This is a genomic window from Paraburkholderia sp. RL18-101-BIB-B (assembly GCF_046026985.1).
Lineage (GTDB): Bacteria > Pseudomonadota > Gammaproteobacteria > Burkholderiales > Burkholderiaceae > Paraburkholderia.
Genome location: NZ_JARESV010000155.1, coordinates 1 through 1310, shown reverse-complemented (window position 1 = coordinate 1310; position 1310 = coordinate 1). Strand labels below are relative to the sequence as shown.

Genomic DNA, 1310 nt, shown 5'->3' with positions numbered 1-1310 from the left:
TACATCGCTTGTATACCGAGCGCCGTGCAGGTTGATATGAGGCCTGACACCCTTGTCGAGATAGGCACGTACCGGGCACCGAACCGCCGACTGCATCAGACAGAGCGTGCGTCGACGATGTTCGGGCAGCCAGTTGAGCAACTGCTGCTTGCCGCGCACGAAATACTCGATTGCGTCCAGCGGTGTGACATTGTTCAGTCCGCCGTGCGGTGTGCCGTGATAGCTTCCGATCGCGTATTCAACGAGCTCCTCGAGTTCGTCCAGCGACACAAAGAGGCGCAGATTCCCTTTCGGATCCGCCAGCGCACGACGTAGATCACGTGGATGCGAGCCGGTGTATCCGGGTAGCCGGGAAGATAGCCTACTGGCGATGGTGCCAAAAAACCGCTCAATATAGGGCCGCTCGTCCGGACTATGCTTCGGCCCCGCATCGACACAGCAACCGACAAATTCGCACATGGCCGCGAGCGACTCGTTTGCAAGGTTGGCCTTCGCGTTGTCGAGCTTCATCCACTCCCATGTCACGTACCCGAGCTCGGGCAAACGCTGCGATGGAAAGCCGTCGCGAGCGTCAAAAGCCAGACCTTCAATTGTGAAGGATCGCGGCCGGTGCGGCTCTAGAGCGTTCTCGATGGTCTTGATCACGTCGTACCGGCTGTACTCTCTTCCCAGTGCAATGTGATAACCCAGAACCGCTCTTGTACAGACGTCAATGATCGCCAGTAGCCAGACACGCTCGATCTCGAACTCGTGCTCAAAACCGAGCTGGTCACGCACCACGATCTTCAGTCGGATGTCCAGACGATGGCCGTCGAATTCCACGACCTGGTAGGGACGCTTCGCGCTCGGGATGCCAGCCTCGTTGTCATGGTACGGCAAACCCTTGAGATGCGATGCTCCCGCAGCTCGTGCGCCTTCGGCAAATGTGCGCAACATCTCCGCCTTCAAACGTGCTCCGAGCGATCGGATTGCCCGCCCATCAGTATTGAATGGGTAATCTGCGACCGTCAGGCCAGCAGCACGACACTCCTGCAGAAAAGCGACGTGGAGTGGCTGCAAGTCGTGCAGTCGGGTATGCAGTCGTCCGTCGGTGTGAACCTGCTCGATAGTCACGCGACGCCGCTTGACCTGCAGGCGCAGCCATGTTGCCAGCACGGGATATCGCTCGAGAAGCTGCGAGAACGCCCCTGCGGCCCCGCGGCTGCCTCGCTCCCCTTGCACGACGACGCCCGTCAGCCGAGCGTACGATGCAACCCTCGAGTGAGGCTGCAAAGCGCGGAACCCAAAAACGCAACCGTCGGCGTGCAGCG

The 1310-nt window shown here is 59.9% G+C and carries 1 protein-coding gene; it reads right to left on the bottom strand.

Annotated features, from left to right (window positions below; genetic code table 11):
• A partial coding sequence (locus P0D73_RS46435) for a TnsB C-terminal domain-containing protein (protein WP_408436456.1) occupies window positions 1-1310 on the bottom strand: 1310 nt, incomplete at both ends.